Source organism: Streptomyces sp. NPDC001536 (genome assembly GCF_042894505.1).
Classification (GTDB): domain Bacteria; phylum Actinomycetota; class Actinomycetes; order Streptomycetales; family Streptomycetaceae; genus Streptomyces.
Window position 1 is genome coordinate 399,508 of sequence record NZ_JBIAVQ010000004.1, and the last position, 25,942, is coordinate 425,449.

The window sequence follows — 25,942 nt, forward strand, 5'->3', positions numbered from 1 at the left end:
CGGGTCGGGCTAGGTTGAGGGCTATGGCTTCCACGCAGGCTGCCCAGGGTGCCCGGGTACTCGTCGCGTCCAACCGCGGCCCGATCTCGTACGAGGTCCAGGAGGACGGCTCGCTGTCCGCGAAACGCGGGGGCGGCGGGCTGGTCTCCGGCCTCTCCGCGATCGGGTCGGACGCGGACGCGCTGTGGGTGTGCTCGGCACTGTCCGACGGCGACCGCGAGGCGGTGCGGCGCGGGGAGGGAGAGTCCGGGGTACGGATGCTCGACATCCCCTCCGACGTGCACGCGGACGCGTACAACGGCATCGCGAACTCGGTCCTGTGGTTCGTCCACCACATGCTCTACCAGACCCCGCTGGAGCCGGTCTTCGACGCGGAGTTCCGGCGCCAGTGGGCGTCGTACGAGACATACAACCGCGCCTTCGCCGAGGCGCTCGCGCAGGAGGCGGGGCAGGGCGCGGCCGTGGTGGTGCAGGACTACCACCTGACGCTGGTGCCGGGGATGCTGCGCGAGCTGCGCCCGGACCTGCGGATCGGCCACTTCTCTCATACGCCGTGGGCGCCGCCGGAGTACTTCCGGATGCTGCCGGACGACGTGGCCGAGCAGGTGCTGCGGGGCATGCTGGGCGCGGACCGGCTGGGGTTCCTGACGCGGCGGTGGGCGTCGGCGTTCGAGGCGTGCGCGGCGGAGATCGTCGGTGGCCTCGGGGACACCCGGGTCGGTGTGCACGGGCTCGGGGCCGACGCGGACTTCCTGCGGAAGCGGTCGCACGAGGCGGACGTGGACGAGCGGATGGCCGCGCTGAAGGCGGAGATCGGCGAGGGCCGCAAGACCGTCGTCCGGGTCGACCGGACCGAGCTGTCGAAGAACATCGTGCGCGGGCTGCTGGCCTACCGGCAGCTGCTCGACGACCACCCCGAGTGGCGGGAGCGGGTCGTGCATGTGGCGTTCGCCTACCCGTCGCGGCAGGACCTCGCGGTGTACCGGGAGTACACGGCGGAGGTGCAGCGGCTGGCGGAGGAGATCAACGAGCAGTACGGGACGCCGGGTTGGAAGCCGGTGGTCCTGCATGTGAAGGACGACTTCGCCCGCTCGCTGGCCGCGTACCGGCTGGCCGACGTGGCGCTGGTGAACCCGATCCGGGACGGCATGAACCTGGTCGCCAAGGAGGTGCCGGTCGTGTCGGACGAAGGATGCGTGTTGGTGCTGTCGCGGGAGGCGGGGGCGTACGAGGAGCTGGGCGAGGACGCGATCGTGGTGAACCCGTACGACGTGGTCGGCACGGCGGAAGCCCTGCACGAGGCGCTGACCCTGCCGGTGGGGGAACGGGCCGAACGGACGAAACGCCTGGCCGCCGCGGCGACCGCGTTGCCGCCGGCCCAGTGGTTCCTGGACCAGCTGCACGCGCTGGACGACGCTCAGCCCAGCTGAGCGGCCAGCGCCCGCAGCAGCCGTACGACCCCCTCGGGACCGTCGACGACGAGATCCGCGCGTTCCGCCAGCTCGGGAACCTCCTCGCTGCCGGCGCTGCACACCAGCAGGCCGGGGACGCCGTCGGAGCGGAGCTTGTCGACGGCGGAGTAGGCGGGGAGGTCGCCCAGGTCGTCACCGGCGTACAGGACGGCCTCGGCGCCCAGCTCACGGACGTGGTCCGTCAGAGCCACGCCCTTGTCCATGCCGGGCGGCCGCAGTTCCAGCACCAGACGGCCGGGTTCGACGATGAGGCCGTGGCGGGTGGCGAGGTCGGTGAGGGGTTCGCGCAGGGCCTCGAAGGCGGCCTGGGGGTCTACGGCGCGACGGGTGTGGACGGCGACGGCGCGGCCCTTCTCCTCGACCCACGTGCCCTGCCAGGCGCCGATCCGGTCGAGGAATCCGGGCAGTTCGGCGCGGGCGTGGGCGACGCCGGGGTGGGGCGGCGGAGCCGTGATGTCCCCGGTGGCGGCGTCCCAGCGTTCGGCGCCGTAGTGGCCGAGGACGACGAGGTGGTCGAGACCGGGGGTTTCGTCGAACCCGCCGAGCCGTACGGCCAGTCCGGGCGGGCGGCCGGTGATCACCGCGACGGAGGCGACCTTCGGGGCGAGCGCGGCGAGCGCGGGCGCCGCGTCCGGGTGCGCCCGGGCCCGCTCGGGGTCCGCCACGATCGGTGCGAGCGTCCCGTCGAAGTCGAACGCGACGACCGCTTTCCCGGGCCGGGCGAGAATGGCGTCCAGTCCGTCCCGGCCGGCCTGGGTGCCGGGCGTCGGCAGTGACTCGTCCGTGACGTGCGTATGGCTGCCCATACGCCGACCCTAGTGTCTCCGCCCCCGGGAAATCGACGGTTACCTCTCCGACCTGCGTGCGTCCCGGACCCGGCGCAGGCGGTTCACCGTGACCGGGTCGAAGGCCAGGGCCCGCGGATCGTCCAGCAGCGCGTTCAGGAGCTGGTAGTACCGCACCGGCACCAGCCCCAGCTCCTCCCGTATCGCCCGCTCCTTCGCCCCCGGCCCGGCGAAGCCCCGCCGCTCCAGGACGAGGATCGCCCGCTCCCGGGCCCCGAGCCCGTCCTGGTCGTCCATGCCCCGCACGGTAGCCGCAGCCACCGACAACGCCTACTCCCCGCTCTCCGCCTCCAGCGCCGTCGACTGGAGCTCGGCGAGGACCGCCGTAGGACTGCCGCCGGACGCCACCGCGCTCCCTATGCGCTTCTTCACCGCCGCGCTCACGGCGGCCCAGGACGTGCGCCCGACCGGATACAGCTCGGCCAGCGGAAGCTCCTCCAGGAACGGCCGCAGGTCCTTGTCCCGTGCGGCCGTGCTCATGACGTCGGACGCGGACGCGGTGACCGGCAGCAGGTCGTACTCGCGGGAGAAGGCGAGGACGTTCTTCTCGTCGTAGACGAAGTCGAGGAAGTCCCCGACCTGCTCGGCGTGGCCGTTCTGCTTGAAGGCCGTCATCCAGTCGGCCACGCCCATGGAGACCTTGGTCGGGCCGTCGACGCCGGGCATCGGCACCATGCCGAACTTCACGCCCTTCTTGGCGGCCATCTGCATCAGCGTCGGATGCCCGTTGAGCATCCCGACCTGCCCGTTCGCGAACGCGGCGAACGCGTCGGCACGGTTCAGCCTCCCCGGCGCGACCGGTCCGGTCAGCCCCTTGCCGACGAGGTCGTCCTTGAGCCAGGTGAGGGTCGCGACGTTCTCGGCGGAGTCGATGCCGTACGACGCGCCGAGGTTCTCGGTGTAGCCGCCCCCGCCGCTCAGCAGCCACTGCATGGTCTCGGCCTGCGCCTCCTCGGAGCCGAGCGGCAGGGCGTACGGGTACTTCACCCCCTCCGCCTTGAGCGCGGCGGCGTCCGCGGCGAGCTCGTCCCAGGTCTTGGGCGCGCTGAGGCCGGCCTCGGCGAAGAGGGTCTTGTTGTAGAAGAGCAGCCGCGTGGAGGCCGCGAACGGCAGGCCGTACTGCGTCCCGTCGACCTCCCCCGCGGAGGCGAACTGGGAGGCGAAGTCGGCCTGCGTGGAGATGGAGAGCAGTTCGTCGGCCGAGTAGAGGAGGTCGTCGGCGGCGTAGTCGGCGTACGCGCCGATCTGCGCCATGTCGGGCGCGTTCCCGGCGGCGACCATCTCCTTGACCTTGCGGTCGACGTCGTTCCAGGAGTAGACGCTGACGTCCACCGTCACGTTCGGGTGCTTCTTCTCGTACTGCTCGACGAGCCCGTCCCAGTACTTCTGCGAGCTGTTGGCCTTGCTGTCGCCGTAGTCGGCGGCGACCAGCTTCAGCGTCACCTCGTCGGAGTCCGACGAGGACCCGCAGCCACCGAGTACCGCCGTCATGCCCAGTGCGGACACCACCGCGATCGTTCCTGTCCTACGCCGCTGCACTGCCGAGCCCCACATCATCGTCGAAACTTTCGAAAGGTCAGACATAAGGTCTACACCACGTAAGTGGACTAGACCTCTCACGGGTCGCCGGGCCACACTACCCCCGTGAGACATGTCATCGCCCTCGATGTGGGCGGCACCGGAATGAAGGCCGCCCTCGTCGGCGCCTCCGGCGAGCTGCTCCACCAGGCCCGCCGAGCGACCGGCCGTGAGCGCGGCCCGGACGCGGTCGTCGAGGGCATCCTCGGCTTCGCCGCCGAGCTGCGCGCGTACGGCGCCGAACACCTCGGCGAACCCGCGTCCGCCGCCGGCGTCGCCGTCCCCGGCATCGTCGACGCCGACCAGGGCATCGCCGTCTACGCGGCCAACCTGGGCTGGCGCGACGTACCGCTGCGCGCACTGCTCGGTGAACGGCTCGGCGGTATCCCCGTCGCCCTCGGCCACGACGTCCGCACCGGCGGCCTCGCCGAGGGCCGCATCGGCGCCGGCCGGGGCGCCGACCGCTTCTTCTTCGTCCCCCTCGGCACCGGCATCGCGGGCGCGATCGGCATCGCAGGGCGGGTGGAGGCGGGTGCGCACGGCTTCGCGGGCGAGATCGGCCACATCGTCGTACGGCCCGGCGGAACCCCGTGTCCGTGCGGCCAGCACGGCTGTCTGGAGCGCTACGCCTCCGCGGCGGCCGTCAGCGAGGCCTGGGCCGCCGCCTGCGGGGACCCGGACGCGGACGCGGCGGACTGCGCGAAGGCGGTGCGCTCCGGTGACCCCCGAGCCGCACAGGTCTGGCAGAACGCGGTCGACGCCCTCGCCGACGGCCTGGTCACCGCCCTCACCCTCCTGGACCCGCGCACCCTGATCATCGGTGGCGGGCTGGCGGAGGCGGGGGAAACCTTGTTCACACCGTTGCGGGAAGCCATCCGGCAGCGGGTCACCTTCCAGAAGCTGCCGTCCGTGGTCCCGGCGGCCTTGGGAGACACGGCGGGATGCCTGGGTGCCGGGCTACTGGCCTGGGACCTCCTCACAACAACTGACGGCATGGAGGTAACGCCCTGATGGCAACCCCCCCAGGGGCGCGGGGAACTGCGCGACAAGCCACGACGAACCCGCACCCCGCGACGGACAAGTCCCCCCTCGTCCTGTCCGGCGCAACGGTCGTCCTCCCCACAGGAACCGTCAAAGACGGCCGAGTGATCGTCGACGGCACCCGCATCGCCGGAAGCGCTCCAGAGAACGCCCAGGTCATCGACGTAACCGGCTACACGCTTGTCCCCGGCTTCGTCGACATCCACAACCACGGCGGCGGCGGAGCCTCCTTCACCTCAGGCACCGTCGACGACGTCCTCAAGGGCATCCACACCCACCGCCTCCACGGCACGACGACCCTCGTCGCCTCGACGGTCACCGGCGACATGGACTTCCTGGCCCAACGCGCCGGCCTGCTGAGCGAGCTCGCCGAGCAGGGCGACATCGCCGGCATCCACTTCGAGGGTCCCTTCATCTCCCCCTGCCGCAAGGGCGCGCACTCCGAGGAACTGCTGCGCGACCCGGACCCGGCGGAGGTCCGCAAGCTGATCGACGCGGCGCGCGGGAAGGCCAAGATGGTCACCCTCGCCACCGAGCTCCCCGGCGGCCTCGACTCCGTACGGCTGCTCGCCGAGCACGGCGTCATCGCGGCGATCGGCCACACGGACGCGACGTACGAGCAGACGGTGGAGGCCATCGACGCGGGCGCGACCGTCGCCACGCACCTGTTCAACGCGATGCCCACGCTCGGCCACCGCACCCCGGGTCCGATCGCCGCCCTCCTGGAGGACGAGCGCATCACGGTCGAGCTGATCAACGACGGCACGCATCTGCACCCGGCCGCCCTCCAGCTGGCGTTCCATCACGCGGGCGCGGACCGGGTCGCGTTCATCACGGACGCGATGGACGCGGCCGGCTTCGGCGACGGCCTCTACGAGCTCGGCCCGATGGCGGTCGAGGTCAAGGAGGGTGTGGCACGGCTCGTGGAGGGCGGTTCGATCGCGGGCTCCACGCTCACCCTTGACCGCGCCTTCCAGCGGGCGGTGACGGTCGACCGGCTGTCCGTCGAGGACGCCGTCGCGGCGCTGTCGGCCAACCCGGCCCGGCTCCTCGGGATGTACGACTCGATCGGCTCGCTGGAGCCGGGCAAGTACGCCGACCTGGTGCTTCTTGACCATCAATTCGCCCTCAAGGGCGTGATGCGGCGCGGTGAATGGGTGGTCGATCCCCAACTGGGCTGATGTGTCCATCTGTTGAGGCGGCGGCCCTCCTGGGAGACTGGGACGGCCGCCGTCCGCTTGGCATGATCGCCTCCGGACGGACAGTGACAGCAGGCCCGTTCTGAAACTTTTTCCTCGGGGGAGGTCGGATCCAGGTGATCCTCACGGTCACGCTGAACACCGCTCTCGACATCACCTACCGTGTGCGGGCCCTCAAGCCGCACGCCTCCCACCGGGTCTCCGAGGTGACCGAACGCCCGGGTGGCAAAGGCCTGAACGTGGCCCGTGTGCTCGCCGCCCTCGGCCACGAGGTGACGGTCACCGGCTTCGCGGGCGGTGCCACGGGCAGCGTCGTCCAGGAGCGGCTCACGGCGGCACCCGGCGTGGTGGACGCGCTCGTCCCGGTGGCCGGCGCGACCCGGCGCACGATAGCCGTGGTGGACGAACAGAGCGGCGACACCACCCAGTTGAACGAACCCGGCCCGACCGTCACCCCCGCCGAGTGGTCCGCCTTCCAGGAGGCGTACGAGGATCTGCTCCCGTCGATGGCCGCGGTGGCCCTGTGCGGCAGTCTGCCGCCGGGGGTGCCGGTGGGGGCGTACGCAGGACTGATCCGCACCGCCCGCGCGGCCGGGGTGCCGGTCCTCCTCGACACCAGCGGGGAGCCGCTGCGCCGCGGGGTCGCGGCCCGCCCGGACATCATCAAGCCGAACGCCGACGAACTTGCCGAACTGACGGGCTCCCACGAGCCGCTCAGGGCCACACAGGACGCCCGGCGGCGGGGCGCCCGCGCGGTCGTCACGTCTCTCGGCGCGGACGGTCTCCTCGCCGCGTCCCCCGAGGGCCGCTGGCGCGCCACCCCGCCGGGCCGCGTCCACGGCAACCCGACGGGCGCCGGCGACTCGGCTGTCGCGGGACTGCTGTCGGGGCTCGTCGAACACCTGCCGTGGCCGGACCGGCTGGCCCGTGCGGTGGCGCTGTCGGCGGCGACGGTGGTGGCGCCGGTGGCGGGCGAGTTCGACCCTTCCGCGTACGAGGAGTTGCGGGGGCGGGTCGCGGTGACGAGTGAGGTCACCGCCGCCTGACTACTCGACCCAGCCCTTCACGAGCCACATCTGGTCGAGCAGGGCGTCGCACTGGTTGCCCTGCTCGCAGGAGACCTTGATGGTGTTCGAACCCTTGTTGAGCTGAACGTAGTTGTAGGTCTGCGTCCAGCCCTTGGTGTAGTCGCCCTCGGCGGCCTTGGCGTAGTTGTCCATGCCGACCGGAGTGGTGGAGGCCGTGCCGTTGACCGTGAGGGTGGCGGTGGCGTCCTTGCCGGGGACGCTGTAGCCGACGTACAGCGTGTACTTGCCGGTCTTCGGGATGCCGCTGACATTCCACGTGACCGAGGCCCCGACGGCGTTGAAGCCGGTGAGGTAGGCACCGCCGTCCGCCTTGGCGCCCTGGATGTCCGTCGCCGTGGCCACACCGGGGCTGAGCGCGAGGGCCTTGGCGTCGATCTTCGGCAGGTCCTCCTCGTCGGCCGCCGCGCTGCTGGCCGCCTGGCTCGGCTCGCTGCTCTGCTGGGCGGAGGGCGTGGCGCTGGCCTGGTTGCCGGAGGCGTCGTCGTCGCCGTCGCCGCCCAGCATGGCCACCCCGATGCCGATGACGACCGCGGCGACCACCGCGATGGCGCCGATCAGCAGACCCTTGGTGTTGGGACCCCGGCCGCGGCCGCCACCGCCGTACCCCTGCTGCGGGTGCTGGGTGGTGGGGGCGCCGCCCGGGAAGGTCTCCGGCGCGGCGTAGTGCGCGTTGTTGGGCTGGCCGTAGGCGCCCTGCTGCTGCGGGACCTGCCCGTACGGCGCGGTCTGCTGCTGCGGCTGTCCGTACTGGCGCTGGCCGACCGCGCGTACCCGGTTGACGGAGCCCGGGTAGCCGTAGCCACCGGAGGGCGGCTGGGCTCCGTTGGCCTGTCCGTCGGCGTAGAGGTAGCCGAACGGGTCGTCGTCCTCGGGCGGCGTGTTCGCGCCGGTGGTGCCGGACGTCATCCCAGGTACTCCTCAGCAGGTGCGGGGACGGATGCGGTTCGCGTGGTAAATGGCGAGCCTACCCGCTCCTGCTGCCCCAAACGGGTGACTCGGATCGCATCAGCTCGCTGACCTGGAGATCATCCCGCGCGTCTGTGTTGTTTGGGACGAGATCGTTTCTCTACGTACATCCGCTCGTCGGCGGACTTCAACACTTCGTCCGCCGTCATCCCGCAGTGCGCCCAGCCGATGCCGAAGCTGGCGCCGACGCGGACGGCCCGGCCCTCGGCTCGGATGGGCTGGATGATCTCGTTGCGCAGGCGTACGGCGAGGTCGGCGGCGTCCGCGCGGCCGAGGCCGTCGGCGAGGATCACGAACTCGTCGCCGCCGAGCCGGGCCACGGTGTCGCCGTCGCGGACCTGGCGGGACAGCCGGCGGGCGACCTCGATGAGGACCGCGTCACCGGCGTTGTGCCCGAACCGGTCGTTGATCGACTTGAAGCCGTCGAGGTCGCAGAAGAGGACCGCGAGCCCCTTGGTGCCGTCGTCATTCTCACCCTCGGGGGCGACGGTGTGCACATGGTGATCGAAGGCGGCGTCGAACGCCTCGGCGCCGGGCCGGAAGTCGAAGCCGTGGCCGTTGGCGTCGTAGGCGGGGTGGCCGAAGGCCGCGTCGATGGATTCGAGGGCGGCGTGGGTGGGGCGCTTGCACAGCCGCGCGGAGAGCCGGGCGCGCAGTTCGGCCGAGTTCGGCAGACCGGTGAGGGAGTCGTGGGAGGCCCGGTGGGCGAGCTGGAGCTCGCGGCGCTTGCGGTCCTCTATGTCCTCGACATGGGTGAGGAGAAACCGGGGGCCGTCGGCGGCGTCGGCGACGACGGAGTTGCGGAGCGAGACCCAGAGGTAGGTGCCGTCGCGGCGGCCCAGGCGCAGCTCCGCGCGGCCACCCTCCGCCGAGGTCCTCAGCAGCGTCCCTATGTCCTCGGGGTGGACCAGGTCGGAGAAGGAGTAGCGGCGCATCGCGGAGGCGGGACGGCCCAGGAGACGGCACAGGGCGTCGTTGGTCCGCAGGATCCGGCCGTGCTGGTCGCCGCCCATCTCGGCGATGGCCATGCCGGAGGGGGCGTACTCGAAGGCCTGCCGAAAGCTCTCTTCACTCGCCCGCAGGGCCTGCTGTTCGCGCTCCAGCCTGACCAGGGCGCGCTGCATGTTGGCGCGCAGGCGCGCGTTGCTGATCGCGATGGCGGCCTGGAACGCGTACATCTGCAGCGCTTCGCGCCCCCAGGCACCCGGCCGGCGGCCGTTGCGCGGCCGGTCCACGGACAGCACGCCGATCAGCTCACCGCAGGAGCTGCCGCCCACGCCGGGCGTGAACATGGGGGCGAAGAGCCGGTCGGAGGGGTGCCACTCGTCCTCGAAGCGGGGCGCGGGGCCGTCGGTGTACCACTGCGGTACGTCGTCGTCGTCGAGGATCCAGCCCTCGGTGTGCGGGATGAAGACCAGGTCGCCCCAGTTCTCCCCCATGCTCAGCCGGCGCTCCCAGGAGTCGCGGGAGCCGACCCGGCCGGTGATGAGCGCCTCGGCCGCGGGGTTGCCCGCGAAGGCGGCGACGACGAGGTCGCCGTCGGGGCGGACGAGATTGACGCACGCCAGTTCGTAGCCGAGGCCGGTGACCACTCCGTCGGCGACGGTCTGCAAGGTGTCCGCCAGGGATCGGGCGGTGTTCATGTCCGCCATGACCTGATGCAGTTGTCGCAGAGTCGCAAGACGGACGTAGGGCTCCGACTCGGTCTCCATGCTCGCCCTCCCCCCGAGACCTCGCAGCGAATCAAGGGTTCTCATCGGCGTATCGTTCTGGCAGCTTCCCCGCCACTGAATCACAGCGCGCTGCTCACTCGGTACACAGGGTCAACAATTAATGCCCCTTGTGACTCAAGTCACAGCGAAAGATGAACAATTGAGTGGGGTTTCTGCGTTTTCCCTGTGCGTTTACTGAACGCAAACTTTGTGGGTTTGTGGAGGTTGGCGGGGAGGGGCTGATCGGGGGGTCCTAGGTCCGAGAACGGGCCCCGGCTCGGGCGGAGGTCCGATGCGGTCCGCACCCGGCGGACACTAGCGTTCCCGACGTGCCGAACACTTTCCCGATCACCGCCGCGACCGCCTCCGGGCATCCTGTGGGGGTGAGCAACGACGAGTTCCGCGCCGCCATGTCCCGGCTGGCCGCGGGTGTGGTCCTGGTGACCGCCTACGAGCCCCCGCTCGACGCCGAGGGGCCGGGGGGCGAGGACGTCGGTATGACGGCCACCGCCTTCATGTCGGTGTCCCTGGACCCGCCGCTGGTGCTGGTCAGCCTGCGCGAGGGCTCCCGTATGGACGACCTCCTCGACGAACAGCCCTTCTGGGCCGTCTCGGTCCTCTCCGAGAGCCAGCGCCACATCGCCGGCCGCTTCGCCATGAAGGGCCGCATCAGCGACCGCCTCCTCTTCGAGGACATCCCCTACACCCGGGGCGAGGCCACCGGCGCCCTCCTGGTGGGCGGCGCCCTGGCGACCCTGGAGTGCCGCACGGAACAGCGGGTCCGGGCGGGCGACCACACCTTGGTGATCGGCCGGGTCCTGACGGCGGGGGTGCCGAGCGCGGACGGGGGGCCGCTGGCGTACTTCAGGGGCCGGTACCGGCAGTTGGACTGACGGGGGCGGGGCGGGCTTGAGGGGTTCGGTGATTGGCGGATGCGTCCCAGGTGCGGGGGCGGTCACCTGGTGCTTTGCCGACCGGAGTGGGGACGGATCCGCCAATCACTTCACTGCCTCTAGAGGAGCTCGACGTCGAGGTCGGCCACGCGCGCGGGGGCGGTCACCACGTCGATCACGGCGATCCGGTCCCGTACGAACGTGAAGGCCAGCGTCCGCTCCACCCGGCCGTCCACCAGCACCGCGAGCCCCGTCGCCCCGTCGACCAGCGCGGGCCGTGCGACCAGGGCGAGGCTCGCGAAGCTCGTCGCGCCCTTCGCCACCGCGAGGGCACCCGCCGTGACACCGGCCTCGGCACGCGCCACGACGTCCGGGTCGAGTACGTCCACCAGCGCGTCGAAGTCGCCCTCGCGCGCGGCGGCCAGGAAGGCGTCGACGACCTCCCGCTGCCGGACCAGGTCCGCGTCGGGCGTCGGCGCGCCCTGTACCCGGCGCCGGGCCCGGCTGGCGAGCTGCCGTGCCGCGGCCGGGGTACGGCCCACGATGTCGGCGACGTCCTCGAACGGCACCGCGAACAGGTCGTGCAGCACGAACGCGAGTCGTTCGGCGGGCGTCAGCGTCTCGAGTACGACGAGCAGCGCGACGCCGACCGAGTCGGCGAGCAGCGCGTCCTGCTCGGGGTCGGGGGCCTCGCCGGGCAGCGGTACGTCCGGCTCCAGCGGCTGCTCGGCACGTGCCTTGCGGGACCGCAGCATGTCCAGACAGACCCGCCCGACGACCGTGGTCAGCCATCCGCCGAGATTCTCCACCTGCCGGGTGTCGGAACGACTCAGCCGGAACCACGCCTCCTGCACCGCGTCGTCCGCCTCCGCGGCGGACCCGAGCATCCGATAGGCAACGGCCCTCAAATGCCCCCGGTACGCCTCGAACCGCTCGGCAAGAAACTCACTCTCACTCATCGCCCTCTGCCCTCTCGTCACACCGCCGGGGTGGTCCCACCGCTCTGACGAACGGGAGGACACAGATGTGACAGGCCCAACCGTCGGCGCCGGCATCGGCGGCTGCGTCCCGACGCCGGGCGGCGAAACCGTGGGTGACCGAGGCCCGGCATGGGACAGGTCCGCCCGTCACCCCTGCCCGCGCGCCGCGGCGCTAGCCCCAGTCGCGGCCCGTCCGGCCGCGCTTCGTCTCCGCTCGCTGCTTCTTCTCGCGCAGGCGGCGTTCGTTGATGCCTCGTGGGATGCGGGTGGGTCTGCGGGGCTTGGGGGGTGGGGCGGTGGCTTCGGCGAGGAGGGCGGCGAGGCGTACGGCGGCGGTCTCACGGTTGCGCCACTGGGAGCGGTGCTCGGAGGAGCGGACCGTGAGGACGCCGTCGACGAGGCGGGTGGACAGGCGTTCCAGGGCCCGCTGCTTCCACACCTCGGGCAGGGACTCCGTCTTGGCCAGGTCGAAGCGGAGCTCCACCTGCGAGTCGCTGGTGTTGACGTGCTGGCCGCCCGGTCCGGACGACCGCGAGAAACGCCACATGAGCTCGGCCTCGGGAAGGGAGACGGAGCCGCGGATGACGTGAGGACCGGACATGCCCCCTATGGTCGCGCGGCTGACCCGCACACGTCACGCGAATATCCCTTCCGGCTGCGCCCGACCCCCTCACCCCGCTTGGTAAAGAAAGTAAAGACACCTGGAACCTTGTCGCCCCTCTCCGCGTTCTTGGGGGTAGATGTAGCTTCAAGCCCGTACCGCCTGTGCAATGCATAACGAGGGAAGGATCCCAACCATGGCTGTAAGCCTGTCCAAGGGTGGCAACGTCTCGCTCACCAAGGAGGCCCCGGGCCTGACTGCCGTCACCGTGGGCCTGGGCTGGGACGTCCGCACCACCACCGGCACGGACTTCGACCTCGACGCCTCCGCGATCGCGGTCAACCCGACGGGCAAGGTCTACTCCGACGGCCACTTCGTCTTCTTCAACAACAAGCAGACCCCGGACCAGACCATCGTCCACACCGGTGACAACCGCACCGGCGAGGGCGCGGGCGACGACGAGGCGATCAACGTCAACCTCGCGGGCCTCCCCGCCGACGTCGACAAGATCGTCTTCCCGGTCTCGATCTACGACGCCGAGAACCGTTCGCAGAACTTCGGCCAGGTCCGCAACGCCTACATCCGCATCGTCAACCAGGCCGGCGGCGCCGAGATCGCCCGCTACGACCTGTCCGAGGACGCGGCCACCGAGACCGCCATGGTCTTCGGCGAGCTGTACCGCAACGGCGCCGAGTGGAAGTTCCGCGCCGTCGGCCAGGGCTACGCCTCGGGCCTCGCGGGCATCGCGTCGGACTTCGGTGTGAACGTCTGACGTCCGACGCCTGACGGGCACAGGACACCACGCTGTGCAGGAACCCCTGGCTTCGGCCGGGGGTTCCGGCGTTTCGGGGCACGTGCCGACGGGCGCCACGAGGGGCGGTGCGGCACACCTCGCCAGATGCCCGGCGAGGTGTGGTGTTACGAGGATGCGCATGACGTGTGCGCGATAAGTTGCCCCGCATGATCCTCGCCCCCGTCCCCCTCACCCCCGACCGCGACATCCCGGCCCCCGTCCTCACCGAACTCACCGCGCTCTACGCCGCCAACCGTGAGTTCCACGCCCTCAGCGGGGAGTTCCCGGACCCGGACGACGTGCGCCCGGAGCAGGTGGCGGCCGCGCTGGCCGACGATCTCGCGGACCCGGGCGCCGAGGTGCTGCTCGCCCGCAGCGAGGGACGGCTCGTCGGGATCGTGATCACCCTCGCCCACCATCCCGACCCGGCCGACCCGGACCCCTGGATCGGACTGCTGATGGTGGACACGGGCCTACAACGGCAGGGGTACGGGCGGCGGTTGGCGTCCCTCGTCGAGGACCGCTTCCGCGCGGCGGGCCGCAGCGCCCTCCGTCTCGCCGTCCTCGACACCAACCCCAAGGGCCTCGCCTTCTGGACCGCCCTCGGCTACGAGGTGATCGACCACCGCGACGACCGCGACCTCGGCCGCCCCTGCGCGGTCCTGCGCAAGCCGCTGCGCACTCCGCGCCGAGCCGCCCGGGTCGCCGTGCTCGACCCCGAGGGCGCGGTCTTCCTCCTGCGGTACGACAACGTCGAGGTCGGCATCCACTGGGCCATGCCCGGCGGCGGCCTGGACCCGGACGAGAGCCCCGTCGAGGGCGCTCTGCGCGAACTGCGCGAGGAGACGGGCTGGACGGACCTGACGGCGGGCCCGCTGCTGTGCACCTGGGAGCACGACTTCACGCACGCCTCCGCCGGCCCCGTCCACCAGCACGAGCACATCTACGTCACCCACGGCCCGCGCCGCGAACCCACCGGCCCCCACCTCGCCGCCGTCCACGCCGAGGACCTCATCCTCACCTGGCGCTGGTGGACCCGGAAGGACCTCAGGGAGGCGTCCGAGGCGATGTGGCCGCCGGACCTCGCGCGGCGGCTCGACGCGTTCGACGGGTTCGACGGGGACTGACGCCGGTGGAGTGGACGCCCCTCGCGGGTACCCCGTCCGTCCGCCCCAGGGCCCGCCCCGACGTCCGCCCACCCCAGGGCCCGCCCGGACTCCGGTCGTCTCACCGCTGCTCCGGCTTCCCCTCCCCGTACAACCACTCCTCCCAGATCCCGTCGAAGTCCTCGTCCGGCGCCCGCTTCTCCACGTACGCCGTGAAGTCGTCGGTGTCCGCGTTGCCGTGGCGGTGGGCGGCCGTCCAGCCCTGGACGATGTCGTAGAAGGTGTCGTCGCCGACGGTCTGGCGGATCTTGTGGACGACCATCGCGGCGCGCTGGTAGACGGGGCCCTCGTCGGAGATGTGCGCGGCGCTGGTGGGCTTGGCCGGCGGGAAGGACCAGAGGTCCTCGAATCTGTCCTCGCCGTGGTCGTAGAGCGCGTCGAAGGTCTCCTGGGCGCTGTCGCCGCCCTCGTCCTCCTCCCACAGCCACTCCGCGTACGTCGCGAACCCCTCGTTGAGCCACATGTCTCGCCAGGTCCTCGGCGTGACGGAGTTCCCGAACCACTGGTGCGCGAGCTCATGGACGAGGAGCCCGGTGTCCGGGGCGCCGGGGAAGAAGGGGCGGTTCTGCGTCTCCAGCGCGTACCCGGCGTCGTCCACGCCGCCGACGATCGCGCCGGTGGAGGAGAAGGGGTACGGGCCGAAGTTGTACTCCGCCCACTCCATGACCTCCGGCAGCCGGGCCAGCACCTTCGCGCTCGCCTTCGCCTGCCCCGGGGCGAGTGCCGTGTACACCGGGAGGTCACCGGCGGTGGAGCGGCGGATGCCGTAGTCGCCGACCGCGAGCGTGGCGACGTGACTCGCCATGGGCTCGGCGGTGTGCCAGGTGAAGGTCGTACGGCCCCCGCTGGTCGTCTCGCCCGTCAACTCCCCGTTGGACACGGCCTGGAGGCCCTCCGGCACGGTGACCGCGATGTCGTACGACGCCTTGTCGGAGGGGTGGTGGTTGCCGGGGAACCACGCCATCGATCCCGTCGGCTCGCCGAGCCCGACCGCACCGCTCTCCGTGGGCAGCCAGCCCTCCTCGGAGCCGTCCGGGTCGGTGATGGTCTGCGGGGTGCCCGAGTAGCGGACCCGCACCTCGAACGTCTCCCCCTTGTCCAGCTCGTCTCCCGGGCGGACGGTCAGCTCCTGCCCGGCCCGGTTCCAGCGGGCCTTCTCCCCCTCGACCGTGACCTCCTCGACGTCCAGCCCCTTCAGATCCAGGTCGAAGGCGGACAGATCCTGCGTGGCCCTTGCGGTGACGACCGCCGTGCCGGACAGGTGCTCCGCTTCGGGGTCGTACGAGAGCCGCAGCGCGTAGTGACCGACGTCGTACCCGCCGTTGCCCGCCTTCGGAAAGTACGGGTCGCGCACACCGGAGCCGCCGGGAGTGCCCTGCACCCCACCGCCGGCGCACGCCGAGAGCGCGAGGACGAGCAGAACGGAGGCACAGGCCGGGACAAGGCACACGGAACGGGACACGCCAGTGATCCTAGGTCGACACACCACCACCCCGTCACGCCTCCGAACCCGGCGCACCACCACCCCACGCCGGCCCCCGGACCCGGCGCACCGCCACCCCGTCGGCGCTCCGTGCCCCGCGCACGGTCACCCCGTCCGTCCCCCCACCACGCCGTGACACCATCTCGTACGTGCTCGACATCGGCTACGCCCTCTCCAACCGCTTCCCGGACCCGCCCCAGACGGACTACCGCCGCGCGGACGTCCACGCGCTGCGCCACGACCTGTTCTGCGGTGACGTCTATCTCGCCGACACCAAGGCGGACCGGGAACTGTCCACAGCCTGGGGATGGGTACCGGTGCTCGACTTCGCGTGGGCGCTGTGCGACATCGTGGAACGCCTCGACCTCGACCCGGCCGGCTCCCGGGCCTCCCGCCCCCAGCACGCGGAACTCGACTTCACCGAGTCCACCGACCGCATGCTCTTCGAGCGCCGCTTCGGCTGGGTCGACATCGAGTCCGACTGGATGCCGGCCGAGGATCCGCCGCTGACCTTCTCCCACTCCGAACTCCGCCGCGAGGCACGGGACTTCCTCCACGACCTGCTCGCCGACCTGTGCGACCTCCACGACGACCTCGCCGAGAACCCGGCGATCTGGACCCTCCAGGCCCGCTTCCCCAGAATCCGCTGACCCGCCCGTCCTCCCCGTCCTCGAAGACCCGCAGATCCAGCACGTCCGAGTCATGGACGTACGAGCTCGGCGTCGCCGCCCCCAGCAGCCGGCTCAGCCGTCCAGCCAGCTCGATCGCGCCGGCCCCCGGGTCCGGGAAGAACAGCACCGTGTGCCCGGGGCCCGCCGGTATCGCGTACCCCCGCAGCTCCCTGCCGTCAGCCCTCCACCCTGATCCCCATCTGGCCCGCCAGCACCGGTGCCAGATCCAGCAGTTGCGCGGTGCTGACGACCGCCCCCGCGAGCCGCTCCACACCCCGCGCGATGTCGATCTCGACCGCGCCCCGCAGATCCACGTCCGTGAGCGTCACCCCCGTGAGGTCCGCCCGCTTCAGCGCGCAGTCCACGAACTCCACCCGCTCCAGCCGGGCCCCGCCGAAGTCCGGCTCGACGAGGACACAGCTCTCGAAGACGACGTCCCGCAGGCTCCCCGAACGCAGGTTCAGATAGTCGATCTTGCCGCCGCGGATCACCACCCGCTCCAGGACCGCCCCGTGCAACTGCACCCCGCCCAGCCGGGCGTCGATCAGCTCCACGTCCCGCAGGGTCGCCTCGGAGAGGTTGGTCCCCACGCCCCGGACGCCGGTGAGGACCGAGTCCAGCAGGCGGGCGTTGCGCAGCCGCGTCTCGTCCAGCGCGCACCCCGTCAGCGCGCAGTCCATGAAGCGGGCGCCCGAGGCGTCCTGTCCCGCGAAGTCCGCCTCCGTGAACTCCAGCCCGTCGTAGTCCCCGTCCGGCTCCAGCCCGCCGCCGTCGTAGGCCACCAGCGGTGGCAGCCGCACCTCCGGCCGCCGCGCACCCTTCACTCCGGCCCCGCCGGCTCCACCTGCCGCTCTCCTCGCCATGCCCCCATGCTGCACCCCACCACTGACAACGCCAGGGCGAACGTCCTGGCCTGCGACGACTCCGCCGCTGTCACAAAACAGGGCGCCCGGTTCGTCGTACTCACGAAGACCCCGCTCCTCACGAAGCACCCCGCACAGGCAACGGCACGTCCAGCAAGGCGACCCCGACCCGAGGGAGATCCCAGCCATGCACCGCATCACCGTCATCGGCGGCGGTTTCGCCGGACTCACCGCGGCCGTCACCGCCGCCGAGGCGGGCGCCAAGGTCACCGTCTACGAAGCCCATCACACCCTCGGCGGCCGCGCCCGCACCGCCGAGGGGCCGTACAAGACGAACGAAGGCCCGCACGCCTTCTACAGCGGCGGCCCGCACTGGTCCTGGCTCAGGCAGCGCGACCTGATCGGCCCGCTCGCGCCGATCCCGCCGCTGGAGGCGGCCCGGCTGCGCCTGCGGCACCACGGTGTCCTGCGTCGCACCCCGCCCTTCGCCATGCTGAAGCTGCTGCGCCGCGCCTCCCGGCAGGCGCCCGTCGACACCGACTTCCTCACCTGGGCCACCGCGCAGGCCGGCGAGGAGGGCGCCCGCGCGGCCGCCCACTACTCCGCCGTCGCCCTCTTCCACCACGACCCCGGCGCGCTGTCCGCCGCGTTCGTGCAGGAGCGCCTGCGCCGCGCCACCAAGCTGCCGCCGGAGGCCCACTACCCGCGCGGCGGCTGGGGAAGCGTCATCGACCGCATGGCCGCCCGCGCCTGGAACCTGGGCGTACGGGTGGAGACCCTGTCACGCGTCGACACCCTCCCGACCGGCACCCCCGTCGTCGTCGCCACCTCCCTGGACGCCGCCCGCCGTCTCCTCGGCGATGACTCGCTGACCTGGACCAGTGGCCGCACCGCACTCATCGACCTGGCCGTCCGCACGCGCCGCGGCGACGCCTTCGCCGTCTCCGACCTCGACTCCCCCGGCTGGATCGAGCGGTTCACCGCACAGGACCGCAGCCTCGCCCCCGCCGGCGAACAGCTGATCCAGGGTCAGATCCCGCTCGCCCCGAACGAGTCGAAGGCCGACGGCATCGCCCGCGCCGAGCAGCTTCTCGACCTCGCCTTCGACGGCTGGCGCGACCGCGTCACCTGGCGCCGCGAGGCCGTCGCTGCGGGCCGTACCGGCGCCGTCGACCTGCCCGGCGCCAGGTGGCGCGACCGCCCCGCCATCGATCGCGGCGACGGCGTCTACCTCGCAGGGGACCAGGTCGCCGCCCCCGGCGTGCTGTCCGAGGTGTCCTTCAACAGCGCCCTCACCGCCGTATCGCTGGCCCTCGGCCGGCACACCCTTGACCTCAAGCATGCTTGAGGTTGAAGAGTGGGGTCCCGACAGCCCGGGCCGCCCCGGCCCAGGCCTCGACAGCCCACAGGGGGACCACACATGCACGCCATCCGACTGCACGCCTTCGGCCCGGCCGAGAACCTCGTCCACGAGGAGGTCGAGGCCCCGCTCCCGGGCCCCGGCCAGGTCCGTATCGCCGTCGAGGCGGCCGGCGTCCACCTCCTGGACACCGCCCTGCGCGAGGGCGCGCAGGGCCCCCTCCCCGCCCCGACCGAACTGCCCACCATCCCCGGCCGTGAGGTCGCCGGAGTCATCGAGTCGCTCGGCGACGGTGTCGCCGCCCTCTGGCTCGGCAAGCACGTCGTCGCCCACCTCGGCTTCGCCCCCGGCGGCTACGCCGAACTCGCCGTCACCGACGTCGACCGCGTCCACGAGATCCCGGCGAACCTCGACGCCGCCGAGGCCGTCGCCATGATCGGAACAGGCCGTACGACGATGGGGATCCTCCAGTTCACCGACCTCGGCCCCGACTCGGTCGCCGTGATCCCGGCCGCCGCCGGCGGCATCGGCACCCTCCTCGTGCAGTACGCCAAGAACGCCGGCGCCACCGTCATCGGACTGGCGGGCGGCCCAAAGAAGGTGGCCCGCGTGGAGGCGAACGGCGCCGACCTCGCCGTCGACTACAAGGACCCCTCCTGGCCCGACAAGGTCCGCGCCCACCTCGGCGGACGCGCCGCCACCGTCGTCTTCGACGGCGTCGGCGGCGACGTCGCCCGCGAAGCCGTCGCGCTCCTCGGCCCGGGCGGCAAGCACATCGTCTTCGGCTGGTCGGGAGAAGGCATCCACGACGGCGAGCCCTACCTCGTCGAGGGCGTGTCGGAACAGGTCCTGGGCCCCGTGATGATGCAGAAGGCCGGCGGCCCCAACCCCGTCCGCACCCTCGAACTACGCGCCCTCACCGAGGCCGCCGCAGGCCGCCTCACCCCGGCGGTCCACCGCTTCCCCCTCGCCGAGGCGGCCGCCGCCCACCGGGCACTGGAGACGCGCGGAACCATCGGAAAGGTCGTCCTCGTGCCATGACACGCCCAGATGCCTTCTGACCAGGCTGACCAGGCTGACCAGGCTGACCAGGCGAGCGTCACCCGAACGAATCAATCCACCGCGGCCACCGACCTGGCCGCCGGTGGGACCTCGTGGTCATCGCCCTAGTGACGCCCCGCGACCCGATCCGCGACGCGCGCCAGCCGCGAGGACTCCGCACGGTGCGTCGCCGTCTCCCGCCGATCCGCGGCCCGGTACGTCGCGTACATCCCCTGCACCCCCAGCCACCGCAACGGCTCCGGCTCCCACTTGCGCACCTTGTGCCCCATCCACGGCAGATCCGTCAGCTCGGTCCTCCCGCCCTGCCCGGAGTCCCACTGCACCAGATCCCGCAGCGTCCGCGCGGCAAGGTTCGTCGTGGCCACACCGGAGCCGACGTAACCCCCCGCCCAGCCCAGCCCCGTGGCCCGGTCCAGCGTCACCGTCGCGCACCAGTCCCGCGGCACCCCCAGCACCCCCGACCAGGCGTGCTCGACCCTCACCCCCGCCAGCGAGGGGAAGAACCGGACAAGGATCTCCCGCAGCGCCTCGATCGTCGCGTCCTGCGTCCGCCCGTCGTTGTCCGTCCTCGACCCGAAGCGATACGGCACCCCGCGCCCGCCCAGCGCGATCCGCCCGTCCTCGGTGCGCTGGGCGTACATGTACGCGTGCGCCATGTCCCCGAGCGCCTCCCGCCCGTCCCAGCCCACCGACTCCCACTGCTCGTCGGACAGCGGCTCGGTGACGACCATGGAGGAGTTCATCGGCAGCCAGGTCCGCCGCTGACCCTTCAGGTTCGCGGTGAACCCCTCGGTGCAGCGCAGGACATAGGGCGCACGGACCGTGCCGTACGGCGTGACCGCGTGCTTCGGACGGATCTCCGTCACCGGCGTCTGCTCATGGATGACGACCCCCAGCGCCTCGACGACCGCCGCGAGCCCCTTCACCAGCTTCACGGGGTGCACGCGCGCACCGTGCGGCGTCCACGAGGAGCCGACCGCCCCGGCGACCCGGATCCGCTCCGCGGTCTCCCGGGCGCCGTACAGCTCACGGTCCTTCTCGCCGTACGACAGCTCGTGCGCGTGGAAGTCCTTCAGCCGCGCCAACTGGGCGGGCGTGGTGGCGACTTCGAGCACTCCGCCCTTGTGGAGGTCCGCGTCGACGCCCTCCTCCCCGGCGACCCGCACGACCTCGTCCACGGTGTCGTTCATGGCCTTCTGGAGCCGTACGGCGGCCTCGTGACCGTGCAGCCGCGCGTACCGGTCACGACCGGCGACGCCGTTGTAGAGCCAGCCGCCGTTGCGGCCGGACGCCCCGTATCCGCAGAACTTCTGCTCCAGGACGGTGACCTGGAGGAAGGGCGCCGCCTTCTTCAGGTAGTACGCGGTCCACAGTCCCGTGTACCCACCGCCGACGATCACGACGTCCGCGGTCGCGTCACCGGAGAGCGGTTCCCGCACCGCCGGGAGGCCGTCGTCCGCGTACCAGAAGGAGATGCCGCCGTTCACGACAGCGCGTTCCGAGCTGCTCATGGCCGGACGTTAACCCCTGACAGCACCCACTGTCTCCTTCGGATTTCGTCGTCCCACACGCCCCCTGACCAGCGGATAGCCCCCAGCCCGATCAACACGGACGTGAAGTGCCCCACAACACCGCACCCTCACTGATCAACGTCGCCAGCACATGCGCCGGCGCAGGAACTCCTCCTCGAACCGGACGTACCTCCACACCCTGTGGAAGCCCCGGGTAAATCGCATGAGCCGTTTCACCCACGCCATTAGCCTCGAACGGTGATCGACATTCCGGAGGCACTGGCGGCGGCGCAGGAGAAGTTCAACGGAGAGGCAGGGCGAAGATTCATCGCCGGACTGCCCCAGCTGGCAGCGGACTTCCTCGACCGCTGGGACCTACGCCGGGACGGCGCCGCCATGCACGGCGTCACGGCGCTGGTCCTGCCGGTCGTCCGCCGCGCGGACGGCCTCCCGGCCGTACTGAAACTCCAGTTGCTGGACGAGGAGAGCGAAGGCGAACCGGTCGCCCTGCGCGCATGGGACGGCGACGGCGCCGTACGCCTCCTGGACCACGACCCCACGACGGGCACGATGCTCCTGGAACGCCTCGACCCGTCCCGCATGCTCTCCCACGTCCCCGACACCCGCGAGGCCGTCCTCACCATCGCCCGCCTCCTGTCCCACCTGACGTCGTTCCCGGCCCCGGCCGGCCTGCGCGGGCTCGGAGACATCGCCGGGGCGATGCTGGAACAGACACCGTGGGCGCTGACCCGGATCCCGGACGCGGAGGCGCGCGGGCTGGTCGCCGACTGCGCGGCGGCGGTACGGGAGGTCGTGGCCGAACCCGGAGACCGCCTCCTGCACTGGGACCTCCACTACGAGAACGTCCTGGCCGCCGACCGTTCCCCCTGGCTCGCCATCGACCCCAAACCCCTCGCCGGCGACCCCGGCTTCGACCTCCTCCCCGCCATCGACAACCGCTTCGACCCCGACGAGGTGCGCTGGCGCTTCGACGCCATGACGGACATCCTCGCCCTGGACCGCCCACGCGCGCGTGCCTGGACACTGGGCCGCGTACTCCAGAACTGCCTGTGGGAGATCGAGGACGGGCGCCCGCTGGAGCCGGAACAACTCGACATCGCCCGCCGCCTGAAAGGCCACCACCCTTCATGATCCGCACCGCCACCGCCCACGACATCCCCGTCATCCACGCCCTGATCCGCGAACTCGCCGACTACGAGAAGGCCCCGGACGAGGCGAAGGCCACCCCGGACCAGCTCCGCGAAGCACTCTTCGGCGAGCACCCGGCCGCCTTCGCCCACATCGCCGAGGACGACACGACAGGCGAGCCGGTCGGCTTCGCCCTGTGGTTCCTGAACTTCTCCACCTGGCGCGGCGTCCACGGCATCTACCTGGAGGACCTCTACGTACGCCCGGAAGCCCGAGGCGGCGGCCACGGCAAGGCCCTCCTGACCGAGCTCGCCCGAATCTGCGTCGAGCGGGGGTACGAGCGCCTGGAGTGGTCGGTCCTCAACTGGAACGCCCCGTCGATCGCGTTCTACGAGGCCCTGGGAGCGCGTCCGCAGGACGAGTGGACGGTCTACCGGCTGACGGACGAGGCGCTGGGGACGCTGGGCGGGAGGGCATGAAGAAGCCCAGGTCAGAGCGGGTCTGACCTGGGCTTTTCGCGTGGAGAGCCCCCTGTCGGATTCGAACCGACGACCTACGCATTACAAGTGCGTTGCTCTGGCCATCTGAGCTAAGGAGGCATGCGTACGTCTGTCGCGTACGCGCCCGTGCAGTGTACCCAGGTCCCGGCCGCGCCCTGTCGAAAATTTCGGCGAAGTTCACATGCCCTCGACTACTGACAGATCGGGTGAACGCCAGGTACCGTCCCACCAAGTTCACCTGTGTGGACTACACCACCACCTTCCTACAACGGATCGTCCGGCACGTTCCTGCCGGTAGAAGGGGGCCCTTCACCATGGCCACTGTTTCGTTCGACAAGGCGACCCGGATCTACCCGGGCACCGAGAAGCCCGCTGTCGACGGGCTCGACATCCACATCGAGGACGGCGAGTTCCTCGTCCTGGTCGGTCCGTCCGGCTGTGGCAAGTCCACCTCGCTCCGCATGCTGGCGGGGCTCGAGGACGTCAACGGCGGTGCGATCCGCATCGGTGACCGTGACGTCACGCACCTGCCGCCGAAGGACCGGGACATCGCCATGGTGTTCCAGAACTACGCGCTGTACCCGCACATGACCGTCGCCGACAACATGGGCTTCGCGCTCAAGATCGCCGGCGTGCCGAAGGCGGAGATCCGCCAGAAGGTCGAGGACGCGGCGAAGATCCTCGACCTCACCGACTACCTGGCCCGCAAGCCGAAGGCGCTCTCCGGTGGTCAGCGTCAGCGTGTCGCCATGGGTCGCGCCATCGTGCGTGAGCCGCAGGTGTTCCTCATGGACGAGCCGCTGTCCAACCTGGACGCCAAGCTCCGTGTCTCCACGCGTACGCAGATCGCGTCCCTCCAGCGCCGTCTCGGCATCACCACCGTCTACGTCACCCACGACCAGGTCGAGGCCATGACGATGGGCGACCGGGTGGCCGTGCTGAAGGACGGTCTGCTCCAGCAGGTCGACACCCCGCGCAACATGTACGACCGCCCGGCGAACCTGTTCGTCGCCGGCTTCATCGGCTCCCCCGCGATGAACCTGGTCGAGGTCCCGATCACCGACGGCGGTGTGAAGTTCGGCAAGAGCGTCGTCCCGGTCCAGCGTGACGCGGTCTCCGGCATCACCGACAAGACCGTGACCGTGGGTGTCCGCCCCGAGCACTTCGAGGTGGCGGGCGCGGACGCGGACCTGGGTCTCGCGGTCACCGTGAACGTGGTCGAGGAGCTCGGCGCCGACGCGTACGTCTACGGCACCGCCAAGCTCGACGGCGACTCCAAGGACCTCGTGGTCCGCGTCAGCGGCCGTGACGTCCCGGAGAAGGGCAGCACGCTGCACGTCGTGCCGCGCTCGGGCGAGACCCACGTGTTCTCGACGTCCACGGGTGAGCGTCTCTCCGACTGAGGACTGACCCACAGGCAGTACATCCCGGGGTAATTCACCCAGGTTGACGAAGAGGGCCCCGCAGACTGCTGCGGGGCCCTTCTCACGTTCGAAACAGTGTCGACAAATACCCCGGCAGACCGGGCATTTCGAGCAGCGTGCGTCAACGCCTTACCCAATTCGAGGCACCACTTCATCCCCCGAACCGGTGACTAAATGTCGCCAAATCATCACCCCGCGCTACCCTCACACGCGTGAAGCACTCCACTAACCAACAGACGCGACGCGGCCGGGGCCCCGCCCGACGTATCGGCCGCACGCTCGCCCTTGTCCTGCCCGTCGTCCTGGTGCTCTCCGGGACCCTCGCGGTCACCCGAGTCGACTGGTCGGGGAATCCCTCGGGCTCCGTGCTCACCGCCTCCGACGTCTCGGCGGCCGGCGCCTCCTCGAAGGCCAGGGCACGCGCGCCGCAGGACGTACTGCGCGACAAGCTCCTGACCGAGCTCCAGGAGGAGAACCCGGGCGTCGCCCTCACACACCTCCAGGAGGCCGTGAACGGCCGTCCGTCGCTCGCCAGGCACTGTGTGTCGATCGCCCGCGCGCTCGGCCGCGCGGCGGTGCGGGTCTACGGCCCGACGCGTGCGCAGTCCTACGCCCGCCCCGTCTGCGACACCTCCTACGCGACGGGTGTGGCGGCCGCCCACAGCTGAGGCAACGGCCTCCTCCCGACCGGGTGGAGGCCTTTATTCCGCTTGTGGAGAGTTACGGCTGAATAAGAAACGGTTACCGGAAGAATCCGCGCGCGGGACGCCACGTACAGTTCGGGCATGACCGATCCGAACGCCGCGTCCCGCCCCGTTCAAGCCGTCGTCCTGGCAGGTGGCCAGGGCTCTCGCCTGCGCCCGTACACCGACGACCGGCCCAAGCCGATGGTCGAGATCCCCGGCACGGGGACTCCGATCATCGGCCATCAGCTTGCCTGGCTCGCCGAGGAGGGCGTGACGGACGTCGTGGTCAGCTGTGGCCATCTCGCCGACGTCCTCCAGAAGTGGCTGGACTCGGCCGATCTGCCCGTGAACGTGACGACGGTCGTCGAGACCGAGCCGCTGGGCCGCGGTGGCGGCCTCAAGTACGCGGCGGCGCGTCTGCCGCACCCGGACCAGCCCTGGTACGCCACGAACGGCGACATCTGGACCAGGTTCTCGCTGCGCGAGATGGCGGACTTCCACACCGAGCGCGACGCGGTCGCGACGCTGGCGTTGGCGCGGCCGCGGATTCCGTGGGGTGCCGTGCAGACCGACGGGTTCGGCCGGGTCACGGACTTCATCGAGTCGCCGCCGACCACGTACGAGATCAACGCGGGTGTGTACGTCTTCTCCCCCGAGTTCGCCGGGATGCTTCCGGAGCGGGGCGACCACGAGCGGACCACGTTCCCGCATCTGGCGCGCGAGCGGCGGCTCGCCGGGTATCCGATTCCGCACGGGGCGTACTGGCGGGCCATCGACACCGCGAAGGATCTGAAGGAGGCGGCCAAGGAGCTGGCCGCTCTGGGGCGCTAGCGGTTGCGTCAGAAGGGCCCCGCACCTTTCGGTGCGGGGCCCTTCTGTGCTGCTGTCGTCGGAGTCAG

25 protein-coding genes and 1 tRNA gene are annotated in these 25,942 nt (G+C 71.2%); 15 read left to right on the top strand and 11 right to left on the bottom strand.

What is annotated here, in order from left to right:
• Positions 1–23 precede the first annotated feature (23 nt).
• Positions 24–1,430 (top strand): trehalose-6-phosphate synthase, encoded by a 1,407-nt coding sequence (locus ACFY0U_RS14700; protein WP_388635084.1) that lies wholly within the window; start codon positions 24–26, stop codon positions 1,428–1,430.
• Here the strand turns inward: ACFY0U_RS14700 and otsB are convergent.
• Genes otsB through ACFY0U_RS14715 form a run of 3 tightly spaced genes read right to left on the bottom strand, consistent with a single transcriptional unit; the run spans position 1,418 to position 3,808 of the window.
• Positions 1,418–2,278 (bottom strand): trehalose-phosphatase, encoded by an 861-nt coding sequence (otsB, locus tag ACFY0U_RS14705; RefSeq protein WP_388635086.1) that lies wholly within the window; start codon positions 2,276–2,278, stop codon positions 1,418–1,420. The two genes, ACFY0U_RS14700 and otsB, sit on opposite strands and share 13 nt — an antisense overlap.
• Before the next feature lie 39 nt (positions 2,279–2,317).
• The gene (locus ACFY0U_RS14710) at positions 2,318–2,554 is read right to left on the bottom strand and encodes a DUF3263 domain-containing protein (RefSeq protein ID WP_388635088.1); all 237 of its coding nucleotides are present in this window, start codon (positions 2,552–2,554) and stop codon (positions 2,318–2,320) included.
• A gap of 33 nt (positions 2,555–2,587) precedes the next feature.
• Positions 2,588–3,808 carry an extracellular solute-binding protein gene (locus ACFY0U_RS14715; RefSeq protein WP_388635360.1) on the bottom strand — a complete coding sequence of 407 codons (1,221 nt, stop codon included), beginning with the start codon at positions 3,806–3,808 and terminating at the stop codon, positions 2,588–2,590.
• 153 nt (positions 3,809–3,961) lie between these two features.
• On the opposite strand from ACFY0U_RS14715, the gene ACFY0U_RS14720 reads away from it, so the two are divergent.
• From ACFY0U_RS14720 to ACFY0U_RS14730, 3 genes are all read left to right on the top strand, one after another.
• The gene (locus ACFY0U_RS14720; protein ID WP_388635090.1) at positions 3,962–4,906 is read left to right on the top strand and encodes an ROK family protein; all 945 of its coding nucleotides are present in this window, start codon (positions 3,962–3,964) and stop codon (positions 4,904–4,906) included.
• The gene (gene nagA, locus ACFY0U_RS14725) at positions 4,906–6,117 is read left to right on the top strand and encodes an N-acetylglucosamine-6-phosphate deacetylase (protein WP_388635092.1); all 1,212 of its coding nucleotides are present in this window, start codon (positions 4,906–4,908) and stop codon (positions 6,115–6,117) included. Before ACFY0U_RS14720 ends, nagA begins: the two co-directional genes overlap by 1 nt.
• 134 nt (positions 6,118–6,251) lie before the next feature.
• Positions 6,252–7,181: a 1-phosphofructokinase family hexose kinase gene (locus tag ACFY0U_RS14730; protein WP_388635094.1), complete on the top strand. Its 930-nt coding sequence runs from the start codon at positions 6,252–6,254 to the stop codon at positions 7,179–7,181.
• On the opposite strand, the gene ACFY0U_RS14735 is transcribed toward ACFY0U_RS14730, so the two are convergent.
• The gene (locus tag ACFY0U_RS14735) at positions 7,182–8,129 is read right to left on the bottom strand and encodes a CBM35 domain-containing protein (protein WP_388635096.1); all 948 of its coding nucleotides are present in this window, start codon (positions 8,127–8,129) and stop codon (positions 7,182–7,184) included.
• A gap of 119 nt (positions 8,130–8,248) precedes the next feature.
• Positions 8,249–9,901, bottom strand: a complete 1,653-nt coding sequence (cdgB, locus tag ACFY0U_RS14740) for a diguanylate cyclase CdgB (protein ID WP_388635098.1) — start codon at positions 9,899–9,901, stop codon at positions 8,249–8,251.
• Between the two features lie 410 nt (positions 9,902–10,311).
• Between cdgB and ACFY0U_RS14745 the strand changes: the two genes are divergently transcribed.
• Positions 10,312–10,794: a flavin reductase family protein gene (locus ACFY0U_RS14745; RefSeq protein ID WP_388635362.1), complete on the top strand. Its 483-nt coding sequence runs from the start codon at positions 10,312–10,314 to the stop codon at positions 10,792–10,794.
• A 119-nt stretch (positions 10,795–10,913) separates the two neighbouring features.
• Here the strand turns inward: ACFY0U_RS14745 and ACFY0U_RS14750 are convergent, their stop codons facing one another.
• A complete protein-coding gene (locus ACFY0U_RS14750) occupies positions 10,914–11,753 on the bottom strand; it encodes a sigma-70 family RNA polymerase sigma factor (protein WP_388635100.1) in 840 nt (279 codons plus the stop codon).
• A 193-nt stretch (positions 11,754–11,946) separates the two neighbouring features.
• Positions 11,947–12,384 (bottom strand): alternative ribosome rescue aminoacyl-tRNA hydrolase ArfB, encoded by a 438-nt coding sequence (arfB, locus tag ACFY0U_RS14755; RefSeq protein ID WP_388635364.1) that lies wholly within the window; start codon positions 12,382–12,384, stop codon positions 11,947–11,949.
• 187 nt (positions 12,385–12,571) lie between these two features.
• Between arfB and ACFY0U_RS14760 the strand changes: the two genes are divergently transcribed.
• On the top strand, positions 12,572–13,147 hold the full coding sequence (locus tag ACFY0U_RS14760) for a TerD family protein (RefSeq protein ID WP_388635102.1): 576 nt from the start codon (positions 12,572–12,574) through the stop codon (positions 13,145–13,147).
• 188 nt (positions 13,148–13,335) lie between these two features.
• On the top strand, positions 13,336–14,295 hold the full coding sequence (locus tag ACFY0U_RS14765) for a GNAT family N-acetyltransferase (RefSeq protein ID WP_388635104.1): 960 nt from the start codon (positions 13,336–13,338) through the stop codon (positions 14,293–14,295).
• A gap of 100 nt (positions 14,296–14,395) precedes the next feature.
• Here ACFY0U_RS14765 and ACFY0U_RS14770 read toward each other — a convergent pair whose 3' ends face one another.
• Entirely contained in the window at positions 14,396–15,796 is a 1,401-nt protein-coding gene (locus ACFY0U_RS14770; protein WP_388635106.1) for a M1 family metallopeptidase, read from the bottom strand.
• A gap of 170 nt (positions 15,797–15,966) precedes the next feature.
• Here ACFY0U_RS14770 and ACFY0U_RS14775 point away from each other — a divergent pair, with 170 nt between their 5' ends.
• Positions 15,967–16,467: a hypothetical protein gene (locus ACFY0U_RS14775; protein WP_388635108.1), complete on the top strand. Its 501-nt coding sequence runs from the start codon at positions 15,967–15,969 to the stop codon at positions 16,465–16,467.
• Between the two features lie 197 nt (positions 16,468–16,664).
• Here the strand turns inward: ACFY0U_RS14775 and ACFY0U_RS14780 are convergent, their stop codons facing one another.
• Entirely contained in the window at positions 16,665–17,351 is a 687-nt protein-coding gene (locus tag ACFY0U_RS14780; protein WP_388635110.1) for a pentapeptide repeat-containing protein, read from the bottom strand.
• Between the two features lie 187 nt (positions 17,352–17,538).
• Here ACFY0U_RS14780 and ACFY0U_RS14785 point away from each other — a divergent pair, with 187 nt between their 5' ends.
• Both ACFY0U_RS14785 and ACFY0U_RS14790 read left to right on the top strand, forming a co-directional pair.
• Positions 17,539–18,699 (top strand): NAD(P)-binding protein, encoded by a 1,161-nt coding sequence (locus ACFY0U_RS14785; RefSeq protein WP_388635112.1) that lies wholly within the window; start codon positions 17,539–17,541, stop codon positions 18,697–18,699.
• 72 nt (positions 18,700–18,771) lie between these two features.
• The gene (locus tag ACFY0U_RS14790; protein WP_388635114.1) at positions 18,772–19,752 is read left to right on the top strand and encodes a zinc-binding dehydrogenase; all 981 of its coding nucleotides are present in this window, start codon (positions 18,772–18,774) and stop codon (positions 19,750–19,752) included.
• 125 nt (positions 19,753–19,877) lie between these two features.
• Here ACFY0U_RS14790 and ACFY0U_RS14795 read toward each other — a convergent pair whose 3' ends face one another.
• On the bottom strand, positions 19,878–21,284 hold the full coding sequence (locus ACFY0U_RS14795; protein WP_388635116.1) for an NAD(P)/FAD-dependent oxidoreductase: 1,407 nt from the start codon (positions 21,282–21,284) through the stop codon (positions 19,878–19,880).
• Positions 21,285–21,542: 258 nt separating this feature from the next.
• Here ACFY0U_RS14795 and ACFY0U_RS14800 point away from each other — a divergent pair, with 258 nt between their 5' ends.
• The gene (locus ACFY0U_RS14800; RefSeq protein ID WP_388635118.1) at positions 21,543–22,436 is read left to right on the top strand and encodes an aminoglycoside phosphotransferase family protein; all 894 of its coding nucleotides are present in this window, start codon (positions 21,543–21,545) and stop codon (positions 22,434–22,436) included.
• The gene (locus tag ACFY0U_RS14805; RefSeq protein ID WP_388635120.1) at positions 22,433–22,912 is read left to right on the top strand and encodes a GNAT family N-acetyltransferase; all 480 of its coding nucleotides are present in this window, start codon (positions 22,433–22,435) and stop codon (positions 22,910–22,912) included. The genes ACFY0U_RS14800 and ACFY0U_RS14805 overlap by 4 nt, the downstream gene beginning before the upstream one ends.
• A 46-nt stretch (positions 22,913–22,958) precedes the next feature.
• Here ACFY0U_RS14805 and ACFY0U_RS14810 read toward each other — a convergent pair.
• Positions 22,959–23,032: transfer RNA gene (locus ACFY0U_RS14810), tRNA-Thr, on the bottom strand.
• Positions 23,033–23,247: 215 nt separating this feature from the next.
• Here ACFY0U_RS14810 and ACFY0U_RS14815 point away from each other — a divergent pair.
• From ACFY0U_RS14815 to ACFY0U_RS14825, 3 genes are all read left to right on the top strand, one after another.
• Positions 23,248–24,336, top strand: coding sequence for an ABC transporter ATP-binding protein (locus ACFY0U_RS14815; protein ID WP_388635122.1), 1,089 nt, complete (start codon positions 23,248–23,250; stop codon positions 24,334–24,336).
• A 233-nt stretch (positions 24,337–24,569) separates the two neighbouring features.
• Positions 24,570–25,025 (top strand): hypothetical protein, encoded by a 456-nt coding sequence (locus ACFY0U_RS14820; protein WP_388635124.1) that lies wholly within the window; start codon positions 24,570–24,572, stop codon positions 25,023–25,025.
• Between the two features lie 117 nt (positions 25,026–25,142).
• Complete coding sequence (locus ACFY0U_RS14825; protein ID WP_388635126.1) at positions 25,143–25,874, top strand: NDP-sugar synthase; 732 nt, start codon at positions 25,143–25,145, stop codon at positions 25,872–25,874.
• The last annotated feature ends 68 nt before the right edge of the window (positions 25,875–25,942 follow it).